Origin of the sequence: Hydrogenophaga sp. 5NK40-0174, from assembly GCF_040372165.1 — a bacterium.
Taxonomy (GTDB): domain Bacteria; phylum Pseudomonadota; class Gammaproteobacteria; order Burkholderiales; family Burkholderiaceae_C; genus Hydrogenophaga.
Map to the genome: position 1 here is coordinate 658807 of NZ_BAABWG010000001.1, position 19938 is coordinate 678744.

A 19938-nucleotide genomic window follows, 5' to 3' on the forward strand; every position below is an offset into this window, starting at 1 on the left:
TGGGGTCTCTGCTGACTGCCGGGTGATACCGGCAGTACCAGGATTTACCTCAACACCAGCACGGGGATGTGCGAATGGGTGAGGACATGTTGCGTTTCGCTGCCGAGCAACAGGCGCTTGATGCCTTTGCGCCCATGCGATGCCATCACGACCAGATCACTCTTGCTGCGTTTGGCGGCAGAAATGATGGCTTCTGCCACCAAATCGGATTTGACGGTCATGGGCTTGACCTTGACCTGGCGCTTCTGCCCGAGCGCTTGCACCGCGTTGACGGCTTCCTGCGCTTCAGCCACCCACTGCTGCTCGATTTTGGCCACTTCCTTTGCCTCAACGGCAACACCACCCTCAAAATAGGTTTGGGGGTACTTGGGCACGACTTTGAGTGCGACCACTTCAGCGCCTGTGAGGTCGGCCAGGTCAATGGCGTGGTCGACGGCTTTCTTGGACAGTTTGCTGCCGTCAGTGGCAACCAGAATGCGTTTGTACATGTGCTCGAACTCCTCGAAAATCGGGTTGTGTTGTTATAGCCTATCTGGCCTGGCGCGGAGTCGATTGACGTAAATCAAGTGACCATGACTGTATCCCGTTTAAGCTCCCTGCATGAGCGAAGCCGTGTCCCTGTCCTCGTCGGAGATGACAGCAGCGATGTCTTCCACGGCTGACGCCCGTGGCGCGTCCGCACGCCAGGACGACGGCATATTTGGCGCTCATCGCGGGCCGCTCAATGTCGAGGACGATTTCGCGGTTCTGGACGACCCGGTAGAGCAGGGGGATTTCACGACCTTTGCCGAGCGAGACGGGCAAGCCACGGCGGAGTCGGTGCTGGTGGTGCAGGGAATGTACTGTGCGGCTTGCGCCGATACGGTTGAATGCGCCTTACAGGGTCTGCCCGGCGTGACATCTGCGCAGGTCCATGCGGCGACGAGGCGCCTGACACTCCGGTGGGATCCCTCGGCCACGCGAATGTCCTTGCTGGCGCAAGCGGTGGGGCAGACCGGGTATCGCCTGCTGCCTCTGCACCAGGCGCTCTCGATCAGCGAGCGGCTCAAAGAAACCCGAATGGCGCTCTGGCGCCTGTTTGTGGCGGGCATCTGCGCGATGCAGGTCATGATGTATGCGCTTCCGGCCTATGTCACCAGGCCAGGCGAGATTCCTGCCGATATTGATCAGCTGCTTCGTTTTGCCAGCTGGCTGCTGAGTCTGCCCGTGGTTTTCTTTGCCAGCGGACCGTTCTTTCGCAACGCCTGGAAAGACCTGAAGCGGGTGCGCGTGGGCATGGATACGCCCGTGTCGTTGGGCATTCTGGTGAGCTTCCTGACCAGTTCTGCTGCGACTTTCGACCCCTCGGGCCCATGGGGTGGTGAGGTCTGGTTCGATTCCATGTCCATGTTCGTGTTTTTTCTGCTCGGAGGGCGCTATCTCGAGCTGAAGGCTCGGGACCGCACTGCAGGGGCCCTGGACGAACTGATGAATCGCCTGCCGGAAGCGGCTGAGCGCCAGCGCGATGACGGGCAGTTTGAAACCGTTTCCGCCCGGCGACTGTTGGTTGGTGATGTGGTCAGGGTCGCGGCTGGCATGGCATTCCCTGGTGACGGGAAGCTGCTGAGCGAAGCAGCGACGGTGGACGAAGCACTGTTGACGGGGGAGTCTGATCCGTTGTCGCGCCATCGGGGTGACGGCGTCATTGCCGGCAGTCTGAACATCGAAGGCCCGGCGCTGGTTCAACTGGAGCGACTTGGCAAGGACACGCGTTTTTCGCAGATCGTCAGCCTGATGGAGAAGGCCTCTACGGAGAAGCCACGCCTGGCCGTGCTGGCCGATCGCATTGCCGGCCCCTTCCTGGTGCTGGTGCTGTTGTCTGCTTTGGTGGCTGGTGTCTATTGGTGGCAGGAAGACCAAAGCAAGGCGCTGGCCGTAGCGGTCTCGGTCCTGATCGTCACCTGTCCCTGCGCCTTGTCACTGGCCACACCTGCCGCCATGCTTTCTGCCGCGGGTGCTTTGGCCAAACGAGGGGTACTGGTGCGCAGGCTTCAGGGCTTTGAAGTTCTGGCGGGTGCAGATACGGTGGTGTTCGACAAAACGGGCACGCTGACCCATGATCAGCTCGCCCTGGGAGAGGTTCGGGTCAGGCCAGGCGAAGACCGGGACGCGATGACACTTGTGGCCGCGGCCATGGGGGGGCATTCCCGCCACCCTGTGTCACAGGCGATTGCGCGGTCAGCGCAGGATCTGGCAGAGCCGTTGCCTTCGCTGAGCGGCATGCGGGAGGTCGCAGGGCAGGGCCTGGAGGGTCGACTGGCCGATGGCACCCGGGTTCGCCTGGGGTCTGCAGCTTTTTGCGATGCCCCCAGTGACGCGACCGACGGCATGCCGGACGGCCCCAAAGCCCATTTGTGGCTGCAGCACACCGGCTGGGTTGCCAGCTTTGGCTTGGCCGAGTGCTTGCGCAAAGGCGCTGTGACGGCGGTCAAGGCGCTGGAGAGTGAGGGCGTCAAGAGCCTGCTTCTCTCGGGGGACCGTGCCGCAGCTGCTGAGCGAATCGGCAGGGCGGTCGGCATTGATGCCGTACTGGCTGATGCTTCGCCTGAGGCCAAGCTCCAGTATCTGGAGTCTTTGCAGTCAGAGGGACGCCAAGTGGTCATGGTGGGTGACGGGCTCAACGATGGCCCGGTACTGGCACGGGCTGACGCCGCATTTGCCATGGGGCATGCGGCCGCTTTGGCCCAGGCGCAATCGGATTTCGTCGTGCAAAACGGTGACATCGCGGAAATCGCGAACACCCATTGGCTCGCAAAACGCACCATGCGTGTTGTCAAGCAAAACCTGGCATGGGCGGGCGCCTATAACGCCATCACGGTACCACTGGCACTTGCAGGCATGATGCCGCCGTGGTTGGCCGGCCTGGGCATGGCGTCGAGCTCGCTGCTGGTTGTGGTCAATGCGATGCGCCTCTCGGGTGGATCGCCTGCCGATGCACGCCCAGCCGCAGCCAAGGCCGAAGCGACTGCGCCGTGATGGATGATGTCGGCCGAAACGATTTAACTGTCTTTCAGGAGTCATGACATGGACATTCTTTTCTTGTTGATCCCTCTGTCTTTGCTGCTTGTCTTTTTGATCATCGGGGTCTTCTGGTGGGCGCTTCAATCCGGCCAGTTCGACAACGTGGAGCGAGAGGGGGAGCGCATTCTGAAGAGCGATTGACTTAAGTCAAGGCGCCTCAGGGGCACTCTGGAGACACTTCAAAGCGGTGACATTTATGAGGAGTTCTGTATGTCCGGCATAACAAAGACCGACAGTTCGGCGGTCTATAACGACAGCGTTGTTCGCTGGTTTGCCATTGCGTCCGTCGTGTACGGCGTGGTTGGCATGCTGGTGGGCGTGATCATCGCTGCTCAGCTGACTTGGCCCGAGTTGAACATGGGCATTGAGTGGATCACTTACGGTCGTCTGCGACCGCTGCATACCAATGCGGTGATCTTTGCGTTCGGTGGTAGCGTTTTGTTCGCCACCAGCTACTACGTGGTGCAACGCACCTGTCATACAAAACTGTTCCTGAACTCGCTGGCCTGGTTCACCTTCATCGGCTGGAACCTTGCCATCGTCGGCGCGGTGATCACGCTGCCGCTGGGGATCACGACCGGTAAGGAATACGCTGAACTCGAGTGGCCGATCGACTTGCTGATCACCGTCACCTGGGTGGCCTATGCCATCGTGTTCTTCGGCACCATCGGCATCCGCAAGGTTCGTCACATCTATGTGGCCAACTGGTTCTTCGGTGCCTTCATCATCGCCGTGGCCCTGCTGCACATCGTGAACAGCGCTGAGCTGCCAGTGAGCGCATGGAAGTCCTACTCGGCCTACGCCGGCGTTCAGGATGCCATGGTGCAATGGTGGTACGGCCACAATGCGGTGGGCTTCTTCCTGACTGCAGCCTTCCTGGGCATGATGTATTACTTCATCCCCAAGCAGGCCGAGCGCCCCGTGTACTCGTATCGCCTGTCGATCGTGCACTTCTGGGCCCTGATCTTCACTTACATGTGGGCAGGTCCTCACCACCTTCACTACACCGCGCTGCCAGACTGGACCCAGTCCATCGGCATGGTCTTCTCGCTCATCCTGCTGGCTCCCAGCTGGGGCGGCATGATCAACGGCATCATGACCCTCTCCGGTGCATGGCACAAGCTGCGTGATGACCCCATCCTGCGCTTCCTGATTGTTTCCCTGTCTTTCTACGGCATGTCGACCTTCGAAGGCCCGATGATGTCCATCAAGACGGTGAACGCCCTGTCTCACTACACCGACTGGACCGTTGGTCACGTGCACTCTGGTGCCCTGGGCTGGGTGGGCCTGGTGTCCATGGGCTCCCTGTACTACCTGATTCCTCGCCTGTTCGGTCAGAAGAAGATGTACTCCGTGCCCGCCATTGAACTGCACTTCTGGGTGGCCACCATCGGTATCGTGCTGTACATCGCTGCGATGTGGATCGCCGGTGTGATGCAAGGCCTGATGTGGCGCTCCATCAACCCCGATGGCAGCCTTACCTACACCTTCGTCGAGTCCGTGAAAGCCACTTTCCCGTTCTACGTGATTCGCCTGCTTGGTGGTTTGCTGTACCTCGGCGGCATGGTGCTCATGCTCTGGAACGTGATCATGACAGCACTGCAAGGCCGAGCTGAGCCGGTGCGTATTCCCGCTCCCAGCGCAGCACAGGCTTAAAGAAGGAGAACAACAATGTCTGATCATTCGACACCAAAAGGCTTTACGCACGAGCGTATCGAGACCAGCAACTTCCTGATGATTGTCCTGGTGACCCTGGTGGTTGCCATCGGCGGCATCGTGGAAATCGTTCCGCTGTTCTTCCAGAAATCCACCACCCAGCCTATCGAGGGCCTCAAGCCCTACACGGCGCTGCAGGTGGCAGGCCGGGACATCTATGTGCGTGAAGGTTGCTACAACTGCCACTCGCAGATGATTCGTCCCTTCCAGGCGGAAACCCTCCGCTACGGTCCTTACTCCGTGGCTGGCGAGTTCGTGTACGACCACCCCTTTCAGTGGGGTTCCAAGCGTACCGGTCCTGATCTGGCCCGTGTGGGTGGGCGCTACTCTGACGAGTGGCACCGCGTTCACCTGAACAACCCACGCGATGTGGTCCCTGAGTCCAACATGCCGGCTTACCCCTGGCTGGCTGGTCGCAACGTGGACGCCGAGAGCCTGCCCAAGCACATGGAAGCCCTGCGCACGCTGGGTGCCCCCTATACCGATGAAGAAATCGCCGGTGCGACGGAGGCCGCCAAGGGCAAGACAGAGCTCGACGCACTGATCGCCTACCTGCAGGTTCTGGGTACTGCGCGCAGCGCATCCACTCTGGCGGCCCAGGAAAAAACCGCTGCAGCAGATGCTGCACCCGCAGCCAGCAACTAAAGGACAACGACCATGGATATCAATGATCTTCGGAGCATCGTCACCACGGTCAGCCTGCTGACATTTGTGGGTATCGTGATCTGGGCATGGTCGAAGCGCAATCAGGCGGCATTTGATGAGGCAGCACAGCTGCCCTTCAATGAAGACTGAGACGCGACAACTACGAGAGAAATATCATGAGCGATTTCACTAGCGATTTCTGGCATTGGTTCGTCATGCTCGCCAGCCTGGTCAGCATCCTCGCCTGCGCGGTCTTGCTGTGGGTAAGCGGCACGGCAAAAGTCAAGCCGGCTGCCGACAACACCACTGGCCACGTTTGGGACGGCGACCTGCAAGAGATGAACAACCCGCTGCCCAAGTGGTGGGTCTATCTGTTCATCATTACCGTGGTTTTTGCACTGGTCTATGGTGCGATGTACCCCATGTTCGGCAAGTTCGCCGGCGCCCTGGGCTGGTCCTCGGCTGGGCAGCACGCCACTGAAGTGACGAAGATGGAAGAGAACATCGCTCCCATCTACGCCAAGTTCGACGGCATGACGCCTGAGCAGATCGCAGGAGATGCACAGGCCCAGGCCATCGGTGAGCGCCTGTTCCTGAATTACTGCGCCCAGTGCCATGGCTCCGATGCTCGCGGCAGCAAGAGCTTCCCCAACCTCGCCGATGGTGACTGGCTGGGCGGCGAAGGTGCTGATTACATTCAGGCGACCATTGCCAACGGTCGCACCGGCGTCATGCCTCCCATGGCCGCAGCCCTGGGCACTGCGGACGACGTTCGCAACGTGGCCAACTACGTGCTCAGCCTCTCTGGAAGCCCGCACGACGAAGTCGCTGCAACTGCCGGCAAGGCCAAGTTTGCCGCCTGCGCTGCCTGCCACGGCATGGACGGCAAGGGCATGCAGGCGGTGGGTGCTCCCAACCTGACCGATGACACCTGGCTCCATGGCTGGGGCGAGGATGCGGTTGTTCGGGCCATCACCGACGGTTTCAACAACAACATGCCGCCTCAGGCTGCTCTGCTCAACGAGTCTCAGATCAAGGTGCTCGGCGCCTATGTCTGGGGTCTGTCGAACAGTCCATCGGCCAACTGATACTGGCACCAAGCCCGGGGCCATCCCCGGGCTTTTTTGATATCCGTCCAGATACTCCCGAGAGTTCCAACGTGACCAACGCCAATCCAACTGCCAACGCGGACAAGACCACCGATCTCGCTGATGTGCCCAAAGGGGTGCCCGCAGACGACGAAGTCATGGTGTCGTTGTACGCCTCGCGCAAGAAGATCTATCCCCGGGCAGTGTTCGGGTTCTTCTCGAAGTGGCGATGGTTGCTGGTTTGGGCAACGCAGCTTCTGTTCTATGGCCTGCCCTGGCTGGAGTGGAATGCCCGCCAGGCAGTCCTGTTTGATCTGGAAGCCCGGCGGTTTTATCTCTTTGGTGTGGTTCTGTACCCGCAGGACTTCATCTTCCTGACAGGCCTGCTGGTCATTTCTGCACTGGCCTTGTTCCTGTTCACGGCAGTGGCGGGGCGCCTTTGGTGCGGCTACGCTTGCCCACAGACCGTCTACACCGAGATCTTTCTCTGGATCGAGAAGAAGGTGGAGGGTGATCGTTCGGCGCGCATGCGACTGGACAAGTCCGACCTCTCAGCTGGCAAGGCAGGCAAGAAGTGGCTCAAGCACGCGTTGTGGATCCTGTTTGCATTGTGGACAGGTTTCACTTTCGTCGGCTACTTCACCCCGATTCGAGAGTTGGCCAGTCTTTCCGTCGCTGGCGCGCTCGGTCCCTGGCAAACCTTCTGGATCTTCTTCTACGGTTTTGCCACCTATGGCAATGCTGGCTGGATGCGCGAGCAGGTTTGCAAATACATGTGTCCTTACGCACGCTTCCAGAGCGCGATGTTCGACAAGGACACCATGATCGTGACTTACGATGCTGCCCGTGGAGAACCGAGAGGTCCACGGTCGAAAAAGGCCGATCCCAAGGAGCTGGGTCTGGGCGCTTGCGTCGATTGCACCTTGTGTGTGCAAGTCTGTCCGACGGGTATCGATATTCGCAATGGCCTGCAATATGAGTGCATCGGTTGCGGAGCCTGCATTGACGTGTGCAACGAGGTGATGGACAAGGTCGGGTATCCGCGCGGGCTGGTTCGCTATGCCACCGAAAACGGTGTCGCCAAAGGCTGGACCACCCAGGAGATGGTCAAGCATGCCTTCCGGCCTCGCGTTCTTGTGTACACGTCCATCCTGATGGCCATCACGGCAGCCATTGTGATCGGACTGTTTGTGCGCACCCCCCTCAAGGTCAACGTGATCCGGGACCGGGGCGCGCTGGCGCGCATGGTCGAGCGAGGGCGGATTGAAAACGTGTTCCGTCTGCAGGTGATGAATGCCACGGAGACCGCACAGAACTACGTGGTGTCGGTGGAGGGCCTGCCGGACATCATGATTGCCTCCGGGAATGAAATCGAAGTTCAGCCAACGGAAGCTCGCGCGGTGGCCGTTCGGGTGCAGATTCCGCCCAATACGGCAGAGCCGGGTTCTCACCCGATTCGCTTCACTGTTCGGGCCGCCTCTGGTGATGATCCGGACGAGGTCGTTGAAAAGGCTGCCTTCCTGGTTCCCCGCTAAACTGTTTCATTGGAGTGACCCAGCATATGTCTTCCGGAGTCCTGAACATGCCTTCCCAATCAACTACCCCTGTGCCAGCCAGCACGCCGCGCCCTTGGTGGAAGGAACCCATCATGTGGCTGGTTGTTGGCGGCCCTGCCGCTGCCGTGATCGCCGGCGTGACCACCGTCATCATTGCGGCCAGCAACCCTGACCCCGTGCTGGATCGCACGGAAGCCGGTACTGCCAACATGGTGCCGGCCCATCAGGCGCGCAACCATGCGGCCTCACCGACAGTTGCGCCTGCCGGCAAGAGTGCCGGGCAAGACAGTCAATGACCAAGGTGCAGGTCCTGGGGCTCGCACCTTGAGGCCTCCGAACCTGGCACGACCATTTCACACGGATCTGAGGAGACACACACATGAAAGCGCAACGTTGGATGTGGATCGCCTGGCCAGCATTCCTCGTGGCGGGTGTACTGGAGATTCTGGTGTTTGCCATGGTGGATCCCAGTGATCTGCAGTGGTTTGGTGAGCCGCTCGAGCTGTCGCGGCAAGCCGTCTACACGATCGGCTTTTTTGTGTTCTGGGCCATCACCATGGCTTCGAGTGCCCTGACGACCTTGCTGGCCATGTCTCCGTTTGAAGTGAATCGCTGCCCAGTGCCTGCGGACGAGCGACCTCGGAATTGCGTGAAGAACGGCGGGGCAGGGGACTGCAGCAGCTGCGGCTGACGACTGGTCAGCCCGACGCAAGCCATTTCAGGAGCACTGCTGCGGGTTGACGATCTGTTTGAGGCCGTCCGTGTCCTTGATGTGGACGTAGCGCTGTTTGACGTCGATGATGCCTTCGTCCACGAACTTGGAAAAGGTGCGGCTCACTGTCTCGAGCTTCATGCCCAGATAGCTGCCGATCTCTTCTCTCGTCATGCGAAGAATGAGCTCTGATTGCGAGAAGCCCCGGGCGTGCAGGCGCTGGACCAGGTTGAGCAAGAACGCCGCCAGCCGCTCTTCGGCGCGCATGCTACCCAGAAGCAGCATGACGCTGTGGTCACGCACGATTTCGCGACTCATGATCTTGTGCACGTGGTGCTGCAGCGTCGTGAACTCACGTGAAAGCTCTTCCACCTGGTCGAAAGGCATCACGCAGACTTCAGCATCTTCAAGTGCCACGGCATCGCAGGAATGGCGGTCGCTGACGATGCCATCGAGGCCGATGATCTCGCCCGTCATTTGAAAACCGGTCACCTGGTCGCGTCCATCGGCGCTGGTGACGCAGGTTTTGAAAAAGCCGGAGCGGACCGCGTACAAGGAAGTGAACTTGTCCCCCACGCTGAACAGGGACTGGCCCCGCTTGATCCGCTTGCGTGTGGTGATCACGCTGTCGAGCTTGGTCATTTCCTCTTCGTTGAGGCCCATGGGCAAGCAGAGCTCGCGAAGGTTGCAGCTCGAACAGGCGACTTTGATGCTGGTTCCGTCCATACGTATATTCATCGTTGAGGTGGCAAGCTTAACCCAAAGACACATTGGCGGCTGCAATCCCCCTGTCTGGAAACCGCTCTCACGGCCTTTGCACCTCATCCAATGTCAGTCAGGGCAAACCCGGGGAAGGTCGCAGGGCTTGATGAAGATCAATGGGATCGTTCTCACATTGAGGCAAAGTGCCATGCCATCAATGGAGAATTCTCAGTGAGCCACGCGATTTCCGACGATTTGCTCAAGCGTTTTGACGTTCCAGGGCCTCGTTACACGTCCTACCCCACAGCAGACAGGTTTGTGGAAGCCTTTACAGAAGGCGACTACATCCAGGCGCTGGAGCAGCGGCGCGCCGGGTCCATGGCCCTGCCTTTGTCCCTGTACGTGCATATTCCGTTTTGCGAGTCGGTCTGCTACTACTGCGCCTGCAACAAGGTCATTACCAAGCACCACGACAAGGCTGCCGAGTATCTGCGTTACCTGTCGCGTGAAGTCGAGTTGCAGGTTCAGCACTTTGGCAAGGGGCACAACGTATCGCAGCTCCATCTGGGCGGCGGTACGCCGACCTTCCTCTCGGACGAGGAGCTCGAAGACCTGATGTCAATGATCCGCCGGAACTTCACCCTGGTGCCTGGCGGCGAGTATTCGGTGGAGGTTGATCCGCGCACAGTGACCGACCAGAGGCTGCAAACACTTGCCCGGCTCGGGTTCAATCGCCTGAGCTTTGGTGTGCAGGATTTTGATCCTGCGGTTCAGAAAGCCGTGCACCGCGTGCAGCCGGCCGAGCAGGTGTTCGATCTGGTCAAGGCGGCGCGTGAAATCGGCTTCGAATCCGTCAACGTCGACCTGATCTACGGCCTGCCGCTGCAAACGCCGGAGAGTTTTGCACGAACGCTGTCCCAGCTCAACGATCTGCGGCCCGACAGGGTGGCCTTGTACGCGTACGCTCATCTGCCGGCTCGATTCAAACCCCAGCGCCGGATTGCCGCCGCTGAGCTGCCCAGTCCTGCAGACAAGCTCACCATGCTGTCCAGATCGCTCGACGCCATGAGCGAAGCCGGCTACGTGTATGTCGGGATGGACCATTTCGCGCTGCCAAGCGATGCGCTGGCCGTGGCAAAAAGGCAGGGACGCCTGCACCGCAATTTTCAGGGCTACAGCACGCAGCCGGATTGTGATCTGATTGCACTGGGCGTATCGGCCATTGGGCGCATTGGTGCGACCTACAGCCAGAACGCCAAAACGCTCGATGAGTACTACGACGCGCTCAACCAGGGGCGACTTCCCATTGTGCGTGGCCTTGCACTGACCCGTGACGACTTGCTGCGCCGCTCAGTGATCATGTCTGTGATGTGCCAGGGTGAGGTGCAGTTTGAGTCGATCGAACTGGGGCATCTCATCGATTTCAAGTCCTACTTTGCGCGCGAAATCGAATCGCTGGCCGATTTTGAAGCCAATGGTCTTGTCGAAGTGGATGACAGCAGCATCCGCGTGACCGCCCAGGGCTGGTACCTGGTCAGAGCCATCGCCATGGTGTTCGACAAGTACATCCAGACCGATCTGGACCGGGCACGCTTCTCCAAGATCATCTGAGCCCGCCGGGCGATGGCCCCTAGCGGGCCCGCCGCGCTGATACAGTCCAGCTATGCAAACTTCGATGGCCATGACGGCGCTTTTCATGGGCCTGGTGGGAGGACCCCATTGCGTGGCCATGTGCGGCGCTGCTTGTGCTGGCATTGGCCATGCAGCAGGGGAGCGCAGCACCCAGGCACTGTGGCTTTTCCAGCTCAGCCGGGTGGCGGGCTACGCCTTGCTGGGTGCATTGGCTGCAGGCTCCGTGCAAGGGCTTGCCTGGCTTGGTCAGAATACCGCTGTTGTCCGACCCGTCTGGACCACTTTCCATGTCGCTGCGCTGGCCTTGGGACTGGCGCTGCTGATTCGAGGGCGCCAACCTGGCTGGATCGATGACCTCGGGCAGAGCATCTGGCGCAAAGCACGGCCGGTGCTCACCCGGATGGGGGCAGGCGCGCCCATTGTGCTGGGCGCTGCTTGGGCCTTGATGCCCTGCGGCCTGCTGTACTCAGCCTTGTTGATGGCATCCTTGTCGGCAGACGCGTTTCAAGGGGCCGGCATCATGGCTCTGTTTGCTGCGGGCACGGCAGTGTCCCTGACAGCCGGGCCCTGGCTCCTGCTCAAACTCAGGGGAGGGCGCTCAGGCGCCTGGGCCATCCGGCTGGCAGGGCTGGCCCTGGCAGGCGCCTCTGGGTGGGCTTTATGGATGGGCATCACTCAGCCTACGGGTCTGTGGTGCGCCTGAAGGCTCAAGGCCGTTGAGTCGTTTCATCACAATGGGGCCGCCAGAGGGTTGCGTGTCTTGCGGGTAGCCACCCAGAGGCCAAGCATGGCCAGCCCGAAGGCCACCCACTGAGGCAGGCTGGGGCGCTCACCCAGAAGCAGGACACCAATGGCCGCCGCCGAGACGGGCAGCATCACGGTGAAGACACCCGCCCTGGCGGCCGGTACATGCTGCAGGCCTTTCATCCAGAGCCACACCGTCCAGACGCTCGCCGCCATGCCGTAGAACAGGACCAGCAGCCAAAGTGGCGCGGCCACCGTGCCAAAGTCGAAATGCCATGCGGCGTACAGGCCCATGGGCGTGACAAGCAGCAAGCCCCAGAGATTGATGATGGCTGAGATGCGGCGAGGGGAAATGCGAGCCGTCAGGCGTTTGCCAATGACCACGTAGGAGGCTTCGCACACGACAGCAGCGAAAACAAGCAGCGGGCCGAGCCAATGCGCTTGAAAGGCATCTGCATGAGCCGGCTCCTGGCGCCCGTAGGCAAACAGGCCGATGCCCATGGCGGAGAGCGCAATCGCCGCTATGGTCTGACGCTGCAACTGTTCCTTCAGAAAAGTCCTGCTGAGAATGGCGACAACGCCGGGTAGGGCGGACATGATCAGGCCGGCAGTAACGGCAGATGTCATGGCCACGCCAAAGAGCATGAAGGTCGAGAACAGGAAATTGCCGAGAAATGACTGCAGGAACAGCAGCTGTCGCTCGCGCCTTTCCAGAGTGGGCTCGTGCTCCGGCCGCTTGATCCAGCGCGCCATGGCCAGGGCGCCGATGCCGAAGCGGAGCCAGGCAAGCAGAAACACCGGGAACACCACCAGCAGAGGCTTGGAAAGGGCCACATAGCTGCCGACCAGCGACATGCTCAGCCCGAGTGCGCCATAGGCCCACCAGGGTGGCTGATGGAGGTGGGTGGGGCTGGTGGTGGAGGCTGTCATCACAGTGGGCGATCATGCCGCATATTGGGTGGACACGCAGACGGTTTGGTTTTGTATGACAAGAATATATTTTCGATATATGAAAATCAACAATGCTGCGGTGCGAAATATTTTCTCAATACAAGAAAGATTAATTCACATTGAGAAATGTCCATTTAAGTCTATGATTTTCAATGTGAAAATATTTCTCTTATATAAGACATAAGAGCTTCACAAAGTCTTCTATAAGACTTAAAGTCTTGTCATCGGATGGCCTGGATGCCATCCCTGAGTCGATTGTCCTTTTCATTCAACTACCGGAGAGCCATTTCATGTCTCAACAACTGACCCGCGAACAGCAAATCGAAGCCCTGAAGAAAGACTGGGCAGAGAACCCACGTTGGAAGAACGTCAAGCGTGGCTACAGCGCCGAGGACGTCGTCCGCCTGCGCGGCAGCCTGCAGCCCGAGTACACGCTCGCCAAGCGTGGTGCCGAGAAGCTGTGGGAAAAGGTCAACGGTGGTGCCAAGAAGGGCTACGTGAACGCGTTCGGCGCCATCACTGCCGGTCAGGCCATGCAGCAAGCCAAGGCTGGCCTCGAAGCCGTGTACCTGTCTGGCTGGCAGGTTGCCGCAGACGGCAACACGTCGGAAACCATGTACCCCGACCAGTCGCTGTACGCCTACGACTCCGTGCCAACCATGGTTCGCCGCATCAACAACACCTTCAAGCGCGCTGACGAAATTCAGTGGGCCAAGGGTGTGAATCCTGGTGACGCCGAGTTTGTCGACTACTTCCTGCCGATCGTTGCTGACGCTGAAGCCGGTTTCGGTGGCGTTCTCAACGCTTTCGAACTGATGAAGAACATGATTGGCGCTGGTGCTGCCGGCGTTCACTTCGAAGATCAGCTCGCTGCTGTGAAGAAGTGTGGCCACATGGGCGGCAAAGTCCTGGTGCCTACCCGTGAAGCCTGCGAGAAGCTGATCGCTGCCCGTTTCGCCGCCGACGTGATGGGCGTGCCCACCATCGTTCTGGCCCGTACCGACGCAGAAGCTGCCAACCTGATCACCAGCGACTACGATGAGAATGACAAGCCATTCCTGACCGGTGAGCGCACCCAGGAAGGTTTCTACCGCGTCAAGAACGGCCTGGAGCAATCCATCTCCCGCGGTGTTGCATACGCACCTTACGCTGACCTCGTGTGGTGCGAGACCGGTGTGCCAGATATTGGCTTTGCCCGTGAATTCGCTCAGGCTGTTCACGCTGCCTGCCCAGGCAAGCTGCTGTCCTACAACTGCTCGCCATCTTTCAACTGGAAGAAGAACCTGGACGACAAGCAAATTGCCAGCTTCCAGGAAGACCTGGCTGCGCTGGGCTACAAGTACCAGTTCATCACGCTGGCCGGTATCCACGTCAACTGGTACAACACGTTCCAGTTTGCGCACGCCTACGCTCGTGGCGAGGGCATGAAGCACTACACCGAGATGGTGCAGGAGCCAGAATTCGCTGCTCGCGAGAAGGGCTACACCTTCGTGTCGCACCAGCAGGAAGTTGGCGCTGGTTACTTCGACGACGTGACCACCGTGATCCAGGGCGGCTCTTCCTCCGTGAAGGCCCTGGCCGGCTCTACCGAAGAAGAACAGTTCCATTGATGATGGAAGGGGCGTCGGTCAGCTGATGCCCCACTCCTGCATGACCTGCAGGGAAGAGGAGACAGCCTCGAGGCGATTTCGCTTCGAGGCTTTTTGTTTGTCTTCTTGTTTGTGTCAGGCGCTGCTTCCGGTGACAACGGTCTGGCAGGGTGGCAGTTATGGCTGCTGAAATGCCGCCGTACAATGATTCATTGTGTTGAATCAAAGTTGGGGATACGAAGAATGGCAAAGATGACGCGTTGGATTCGTGTGGCGACCCTGGTCGCGGCAACGGCGGCACTGAGTGCATGTGGTGGCAATGATGACCTGTATGGTGCCATTGCCTACAGCTCGGACACCGGCGTCGCAGCCGGTGCATACAACTACGAAACTTCCGTGGAAGCCGCCAATGCAGCGATGAGCAAGTGTGGAACTGGCTGCGCTCTGGTGTTGCAGTTCGATGGTGAAGACACCTGTGGCGCATTTGTCGCTTCCTCCAACGGCCAGTGGGGCGTCGGTGCCGACGACAACAAGTCCGATGCCATTGAAAAGGCCACGCGCTCCTGCGAGGGCAAGGGCGGGGTGGACTGCGAAGTTCTGGAAGACCTGCCCGCAGTCTGTCTGGGCTGAAGACGCTGCTGGAGTTGCCCCGTTCGCCGCTGCGCGGCGAATGTGGGACAATGACGGTTTTCAAGAACCCATCAAGAGCGAGAAAGGCAGCACGGGTTATGACACCGCGAACTACGGCAACCTGGATCGAGACCCCTCACGGGTCGGCTGTGTCGCGCCTGCATTGATTGGCTTTTCAAATCTTGATACAGCGCGGCCCAGGCCGCGTTTTTTGTTTCTGCTTCACTCACAACAGTCATGATCAACATCACGCTCCCAGACGGTTCACAGCGCCAGTTTCCCGCCTCTGTCACCGTTGCTGATGTCGCTGCATCCATTGGCAGCGGTCTTGCAAAGGCTGCGCTTGGCGGCAAGGTTGATGGCCATCTGGTCGACACCAGTTTTCTCATCGAAGGTGACGCGCAACTCGCCATCGTGACCGCCAAGGACCCGGAAGGCCTTGAGCTGATTCGTCACTCCACGGCTCACCTGTTGGCCTATGCCGTCAAGGAACTGTTTCCGGATGCCCAGGTCACCATTGGCCCGGTGATCGAGAACGGCTTCTACTACGACTTTTCCTACAAGCGCCCGTTCACGCCTGAAGACCTGGCGGCCATCGAAAAGAAGATGAGCGAACTGGCCGGCAAGGATGAGCCTGTGGTTCGCCGCGTGCTGCCCCGTGACGAAGCTGTGTCGTATTTCAAGGGCCTGGGCGAGAACTACAAGGCAGAGATCATTGCGAGCATTCCGTCCAATGAAGATGTTTCACTCTACCGCGAAGGTGGTTTTGAGGACCTGTGCCGTGGCCCGCACGTGCCCAGCACGGGCAAGCTCAAGCACTTCAAACTGATGAAGGTGGCGGGCGCTTATTGGCGTGGCGACCACCGCAACGAGATGCTCCAGCGCATCTACGGTACGGCCTGGGCGTCCAAAGATGAGCTCAAGCAGTATCTGCACATGCTGGAAGAGGCAGAGAAGCGAGATCACCGCAAGCTCGGCCGCGAGCTCGATCTGTTCCACCTGGACGAACACTCGCCCGGTACCGTGTTCTGGCACCCCAAGGGCTGGACGCTGTGGCAGGAGGTGGAGCAGTACATGCGCCGCGTGTACCGCGAAAACGGCTACCAGGAGGTCAAGGGACCACAGATTCTGGACAAGCACCTGTGGGAGAAAACCGGCCACTGGGACAAGTACCGCGAGAACATGTTCGTGACGGAGTCGGAAAAGCGCGACTATGCGCTCAAGCCGATGAACTGCCCGGGGCACATTCTCATCTTCAACCAGGGCATCAAGAGCTACCGCGACCTGCCGCTGCGCTATGGTGAGTTCGGGCAATGCCATCGCAACGAACCCTCTGGTGGTTTGCACGGCATCATGCGTGTGCGTGGCTTCACGCAAGACGACGGGCATATTTTTTGTACCGAGGGCCAGATTCAGGCTGAAGTGGCTTCGTTCACCAAACTGCTGCAGCAGGTCTACAAGGATTTCGGCTTCGAGAACATCATTTACAAGCTCTCGACGCGGCCCGAGAAGCGCATCGGCTCCGAAGAAAGCTGGGATCGTGCCGAAGAGGCACTGGCCGAGGGCCTGCGCGCATCAGGTTGCGAGTTCACCTACTTGCCAGGCGAGGGCGCTTTCTACGGGCCTAAGATCGAATACACGCTCAAGGACGCCCTGGGGCGCGAATGGCAGTGCGGCACGATCCAGGTCGACCCGAACTTGCCAGAGCGGCTGGACGCCGAGTTTGTGGGGGAGGATGGTGCCCGTCACCGGCCCATCATGCTGCACCGTGCCATCGTGGGCAGCCTGGAGCGATTCATTGGTATTTTGATCGAGCAATACGCTGGTGCTCTGCCTGTCTGGCTGTCTCCAGTGCAGGTTTCGGTGCTCAATATCACCGATTCACAGGCCGAATATTGCCAAGAAGTGGCCAAATCGCTGCAAAATCAAGGGCTTAGGGTTGAATTGGACCTGCGCAACGAGAAAATTACGTATAAAATACGAGAGCATGCGCTGAAAAAGGTGCCTTACATCCTTGTCGTGGGTGACAAAGAGAAGGCGGCTGGCAGCGTTGCTGTGCGTGCCAGGGGCAATCAGGACCTGGGTGTGATGTCTCTTGATGACTTCACCCAGCTGGTGGTTTCGGACCGGACCAACAAGCGTTGATCGCTGTTGACTGGCCCAACCTTCATCCCGAAATGGCGCGTGTCGGTGGGTGACTGCCGGCGTTTAACCTGAATCAACAGGCTGTGGCCTCCCGTGGGAGGCTCGCGGCCTTTTGTGTGTTTGCTGTTTCTGAATCAAAGAGGGAATCACCATCGCTACCAATTTCCGCGACCGCCGCCAACGTGAAGAGCGTGCTCATCGCCTGAACCGGGAAATCATGGCCCCTGAGGTCCGCCTCAATGGCCCCGAGAACGAACCACTGGGTATTGTCAGTCTGCAGGAAGCCCTGCGCATGGCTGGCGAACTGGATGTTGACCTTGTCCAGATCGCTGCCAATGCGACGCCGCCTGTGTGCCGATTGATGGACTACGGCAAGTTCAAGTACCAGGAACAGAAGAAGGCCGCGGAAGCCAAATCGAAGCAGAAGACCATCGACGTCAAGGAAGTCAAGTTCCGTCCGGGCACGGACGAAGGTGACTACAACATCAAGATGCGCAACATCCGGCGCTTTCTTGAGGACGGCGACAAGTGCAAGGTCACGCTTCGCTTCCGTGGTCGCGAGATCACGCACCAGGAACTCGGCCTCGCATTGCTCAACCGCATTCGCGACGAGCTGGGAGACACGGTGCTGATCGAGCAGTTTCCCAAGCTCGAAGGCCGCCAGATGGTGATGATGATCGCCCCGGCTCGCAAGAAGAGCGGTGGTGGTGGCGCTGGCAAGTCGGCCAAGAGTGCTGACGCTTCGCAGGAAACAGCATCCACATGACCGGTTCGAGCCGGTTGTTCGTGGCAACACGAACAGTCGGCGCGAGGCAAATGGCGAAAGCCTGCTGCCGTACAGACTGCTCTCGGGCGGTCTGTCTAAAAGTGGCTCGGGGCCCTCAAGTCCGCGGATGGTTCGCGGCGCCTCACGAGCACAAATCAAGAAGGAGCATTTAAATGCCCAAAATGAAAACGAAGAGCAGCGCGAAAAAGCGTTTTCGTGTTCGTCCAGGTGGAACCGTCAAGCGCGGTCAAGCCTTCAAACGTCACATCCTGACCAAGAAGACCACCAAGAACAAGCGTCACCTGCGTGGTGCAGTGAATGTGCATGAGTCCAACATGGGACAAATGGCACAGATGCTGCCGATGGCTGGCCTGTAATCACTGACGAACAAGGAGAACTCATATGCCTCGCGTCAAACGTGGTGTCACGGCTCGCGCCCGACACAAGAAAGTTCTGGCTCTGGCCAAAGGTTTCCGCGGCCGCCGCGGTAACGTCTATCGCATCGCCAAACAGGCGGTGATGAAAGCTGGTCAGTACGCCTACCGTGATCGCCGTACAAAGAAACGCGTGTTCCGCCAGTTGTGGATCGCTCGTATCAACGCCGGTGCTCGCGCTTGTGGTCTGACCTACAGCCAGTTCGCCAATGGCCTGAAGAAGGCCCAGATCGAAATCGACCGTAAGGTTCTGGCTGATCTGGCCGTCAACGACCCGGCTGCTTTTGGCAGCATCGTGGAGCAAGTCAAAGCCAAGCTGGCCGCTTGATTCACGACGCAAGGCGTGCAGATGTGCGCCTTGCCAGTCGCTCAAAGGGGTTGAAGCTTGAGAGGGAACTCCCTCGCTGGCTTCGGCCCCTTTTTTGTTTTTCCGAACCAGACAATTGACATGAACGACGAGTTGGAAGTCCTGATTGGCAATGCCACCACCGCATTCGCGGCCGCTGGCACGCCCAGTGACCTGGAGAATGCCAAAGCCCAGTTTCTGGGCAAGTCCGGCCGGATCACCGAGCTGATGAAGGGCATGGCCAGCCTGAGTGTGGACGAGAAGAAGTCCCGGGGCGCCGCCATCAACAAAGCCAAGCAGGCCATCGAAGCCGCCTTGAATGGCCGCCGTCAGGCCCTGGCCGATGAAGAGCTGGCCAAGCAACTCAAGCAGGAGGCGCTTGACGTGACCCTGCCTGGGCGCGAACGCGGCAATGGCGGCTTGCACCCGGTGAGCCTGACGCTGGAGCGCATTGAAGGCATCTTCGGCTCCATGGGGTTCGACGTGGCTGAAGGCCCCGAAATCGAGTCGGACTGGTTCAACTTCACGGCATTGAATACGCCTGCGGATCACCCCGCGCGTTCGATGCATGATACGTTTTATGTCGAAGGCGGCTCGGCCGAGGCGCCCAACCTTTTGCGCACGCACACCAGCCCCATGCAGATCCGCCACGCGGTGCAGCATGTCAAGCGGTACAAGAGCGTGATTGAAGCGGGTGAATCCATGCCCGAAATTCGCGTCATTGCGCCGGGCCGTACCTACCGGGTCGACAGTGATGCCACGCATTCGCCCATGTTTCACCAGTGCGAGGGCCTGTGGATTGGGGAGAACATCAGCTTCAAGGATCTGAAGTTCGTTTTCACCGACTTCTGCCGCACGTTTTTTGAGTCAGACGATCTGGTGCTGCGCTTCAGGCCCAGCTACTTTCCGTTCACAGAGCCGAGTGCAGAGATCGACATTCAGTTCCAGGCAGGCCCTCTGGCGGGCAAGTGGCTGGAGGTCGCCGGTTCCGGACAGGTTCACCCCAATGTGGTCCGCAACATGGGGCTCGATCCAGAGCGCTACATTGGTTTTGCGTTTGGCATGGGCCCGGATCGTTTGACGATGCTGCGTTATGGCGTCAACGACTTGCGTCTGTTTTTTGATGGCGACGTTCGATTCCTGTCACAGTTCAATTGATCGAATCGCACCACAGCCGCGTTGAACATGCGGAACACCTGATTTCTGGCCCGTTGAACCTTCC

General features: G+C 59.3%; 21 protein-coding genes. 18 read left to right on the forward strand and 3 right to left on the reverse strand.

Features of this window, described 5'->3' with window-relative positions:
- Positions 1 to 44 precede the first annotated feature (44 nt).
- The gene (locus ABWV89_RS03030) at positions 45 to 488 is read right to left on the reverse strand and encodes a universal stress protein (RefSeq protein WP_353394073.1); all 444 of its coding nucleotides are present in this window, start codon (positions 486 to 488) and stop codon (positions 45 to 47) included.
- 112 nt (positions 489 to 600) lie between these two features.
- On the opposite strand from ABWV89_RS03030, the gene ABWV89_RS03035 reads away from it, so the two are divergent.
- The 9 genes from ABWV89_RS03035 (at position 601) to ABWV89_RS03075 (ending at position 8756) form a co-directional block, all read left to right on the forward strand.
- Positions 601 to 3015: a heavy metal translocating P-type ATPase gene (locus tag ABWV89_RS03035; protein WP_353394076.1), complete on the forward strand. Its 2415-nt coding sequence runs from the start codon at positions 601 to 603 to the stop codon at positions 3013 to 3015.
- Positions 3016 to 3063: 48 nt separating this feature from the next.
- Positions 3064 to 3201 (forward strand): cbb3-type cytochrome oxidase assembly protein CcoS, encoded by a 138-nt coding sequence (gene ccoS, locus ABWV89_RS03040; protein WP_353394079.1) that lies wholly within the window; start codon positions 3064 to 3066, stop codon positions 3199 to 3201.
- A gap of 69 nt (positions 3202 to 3270) precedes the next feature.
- The gene (gene ccoN, locus ABWV89_RS03045) at positions 3271 to 4716 is read left to right on the forward strand and encodes a cytochrome-c oxidase, cbb3-type subunit I (protein ID WP_353394081.1); all 1446 of its coding nucleotides are present in this window, start codon (positions 3271 to 3273) and stop codon (positions 4714 to 4716) included.
- A gap of 15 nt (positions 4717 to 4731) precedes the next feature.
- Complete coding sequence (gene ccoO / locus ABWV89_RS03050) at positions 4732 to 5421, forward strand: cytochrome-c oxidase, cbb3-type subunit II (RefSeq protein ID WP_353394083.1); 690 nt, start codon at positions 4732 to 4734, stop codon at positions 5419 to 5421.
- Between the two features lie 12 nt (positions 5422 to 5433).
- Positions 5434 to 5571, forward strand: coding sequence for a cbb3-type cytochrome oxidase subunit 3 (locus tag ABWV89_RS03055; RefSeq protein ID WP_353394085.1), 138 nt, complete (start codon positions 5434 to 5436; stop codon positions 5569 to 5571).
- A gap of 26 nt (positions 5572 to 5597) precedes the next feature.
- Positions 5598 to 6509 (forward strand): cytochrome-c oxidase, cbb3-type subunit III, encoded by a 912-nt coding sequence (gene ccoP / locus ABWV89_RS03060; RefSeq protein ID WP_353394087.1) that lies wholly within the window; start codon positions 5598 to 5600, stop codon positions 6507 to 6509.
- A gap of 158 nt (positions 6510 to 6667) precedes the next feature.
- On the forward strand, positions 6668 to 8044 hold the full coding sequence (gene ccoG, locus ABWV89_RS03065) for a cytochrome c oxidase accessory protein CcoG (RefSeq protein ID WP_353395144.1): 1377 nt from the start codon (positions 6668 to 6670) through the stop codon (positions 8042 to 8044).
- 47 nt (positions 8045 to 8091) lie between these two features.
- Positions 8092 to 8361, forward strand: a complete 270-nt coding sequence (locus ABWV89_RS03070) for a nitrogen fixation protein FixH (protein WP_353394089.1) — start codon at positions 8092 to 8094, stop codon at positions 8359 to 8361.
- Between the two features lie 83 nt (positions 8362 to 8444).
- Complete coding sequence (locus ABWV89_RS03075; RefSeq protein WP_353394091.1) at positions 8445 to 8756, forward strand: hypothetical protein; 312 nt, start codon at positions 8445 to 8447, stop codon at positions 8754 to 8756.
- A 27-nt stretch (positions 8757 to 8783) separates the two neighbouring features.
- On the opposite strand, the gene fnr is transcribed toward ABWV89_RS03075, so the two are convergent.
- Entirely contained in the window at positions 8784 to 9503 is a 720-nt protein-coding gene (fnr, locus tag ABWV89_RS03080; protein ID WP_353394093.1) for a fumarate/nitrate reduction transcriptional regulator Fnr, read from the reverse strand.
- 207 nt (positions 9504 to 9710) lie between these two features.
- Here fnr and hemN point away from each other — a divergent pair, with 207 nt between their 5' ends.
- Both hemN and ABWV89_RS03090 read left to right on the forward strand, forming a co-directional pair.
- Complete coding sequence (gene hemN, locus ABWV89_RS03085) at positions 9711 to 11090, forward strand: oxygen-independent coproporphyrinogen III oxidase (RefSeq protein WP_353394095.1); 1380 nt, start codon at positions 9711 to 9713, stop codon at positions 11088 to 11090.
- Between the two features lie 52 nt (positions 11091 to 11142).
- Complete coding sequence (locus ABWV89_RS03090; RefSeq protein WP_353394097.1) at positions 11143 to 11814, forward strand: sulfite exporter TauE/SafE family protein; 672 nt, start codon at positions 11143 to 11145, stop codon at positions 11812 to 11814.
- A gap of 26 nt (positions 11815 to 11840) precedes the next feature.
- On the opposite strand, the gene ABWV89_RS03095 is transcribed toward ABWV89_RS03090, so the two are convergent.
- Positions 11841 to 12785 carry a DMT family transporter gene (locus ABWV89_RS03095; RefSeq protein WP_353394099.1) on the reverse strand — a complete coding sequence of 315 codons (945 nt, stop codon included), beginning with the start codon at positions 12783 to 12785 and terminating at the stop codon, positions 11841 to 11843.
- A 311-nt stretch (positions 12786 to 13096) separates the two neighbouring features.
- Here ABWV89_RS03095 and aceA point away from each other — a divergent pair, with 311 nt between their 5' ends.
- The 7 genes from aceA to pheS all read left to right on the forward strand — a co-directional run bounded on the left by aceA (position 13097) and on the right by pheS (position 19874).
- A complete protein-coding gene (gene aceA / locus ABWV89_RS03100) occupies positions 13097 to 14416 on the forward strand; it encodes an isocitrate lyase (protein ID WP_353394101.1) in 1320 nt (439 codons plus the stop codon).
- Between the two features lie 231 nt (positions 14417 to 14647).
- Positions 14648 to 15025, forward strand: coding sequence for a DUF4189 domain-containing protein (locus ABWV89_RS03105; RefSeq protein WP_353394103.1), 378 nt, complete (start codon positions 14648 to 14650; stop codon positions 15023 to 15025).
- 237 nt (positions 15026 to 15262) lie between these two features.
- Positions 15263 to 17170 carry a threonine--tRNA ligase gene (gene thrS, locus ABWV89_RS03110; RefSeq protein WP_353394105.1) on the forward strand — a complete coding sequence of 636 codons (1908 nt, stop codon included), beginning with the start codon at positions 15263 to 15265 and terminating at the stop codon, positions 17168 to 17170.
- A 145-nt stretch (positions 17171 to 17315) separates the two neighbouring features.
- Positions 17316 to 17936 carry a translation initiation factor IF-3 gene (gene infC, locus ABWV89_RS03115; RefSeq protein WP_353395146.1) on the forward strand — a complete coding sequence of 207 codons (621 nt, stop codon included), beginning with the start codon at positions 17316 to 17318 and terminating at the stop codon, positions 17934 to 17936.
- A 173-nt stretch (positions 17937 to 18109) separates the two neighbouring features.
- Complete coding sequence (gene rpmI, locus ABWV89_RS03120) at positions 18110 to 18313, forward strand: 50S ribosomal protein L35 (protein WP_353394107.1); 204 nt, start codon at positions 18110 to 18112, stop codon at positions 18311 to 18313.
- 25 nt (positions 18314 to 18338) lie between these two features.
- Positions 18339 to 18698, forward strand: coding sequence for a 50S ribosomal protein L20 (gene rplT / locus ABWV89_RS03125; protein WP_353394109.1), 360 nt, complete (start codon positions 18339 to 18341; stop codon positions 18696 to 18698).
- A gap of 120 nt (positions 18699 to 18818) precedes the next feature.
- Entirely contained in the window at positions 18819 to 19874 is a 1056-nt protein-coding gene (gene pheS / locus ABWV89_RS03130) for a phenylalanine--tRNA ligase subunit alpha (RefSeq protein ID WP_353394111.1), read from the forward strand.
- Positions 19875 to 19938 lie beyond the last annotated feature (64 nt).